Source organism: Verminephrobacter aporrectodeae subsp. tuberculatae At4, assembly GCF_000193225.1.
Taxonomy (GTDB): Bacteria; Pseudomonadota; Gammaproteobacteria; order Burkholderiales; family Burkholderiaceae_C; genus Acidovorax; species Acidovorax aporrectodeae.
In genome coordinates this window covers 1-245 of the sequence record NZ_AFAL01000945.1, presented here as the reverse complement: position 1 = coordinate 245, position 245 = coordinate 1, and the positions used below count along the sequence as shown (strand labels likewise).

Genomic DNA, 245 nt, shown 5'->3' with positions numbered 1-245 from the left:
CAGCAGCGACACCTGGCAGGTGACGATCGCCGGGGGCACAGGAACAGCCGCGAGCAACGGCATCACGGTGAACCTTGCAGGGGTGCGCGATATTGCGGGCAACGCAGGCGTTGATACGGTAACCGTGCCGGGTCTGAGCTACAGCATAGATAACACGGTGCCAACGGCAACCATCATGCTCAGCGACAACCGGCTGGCGGCAGGAGAAACGGCCGAGGTCACGATTGCGTTCAGCGAGAGAGTCA

General features: G+C 62.0%; 1 protein-coding gene. It reads left to right on the top strand.

The window, feature by feature from the left end:
• Positions 1–245, top strand: a 245-nt coding sequence (locus VTU_RS34260) for an Ig-like domain-containing protein (protein ID WP_010109508.1), incomplete at both ends; no start/stop codon positions are given.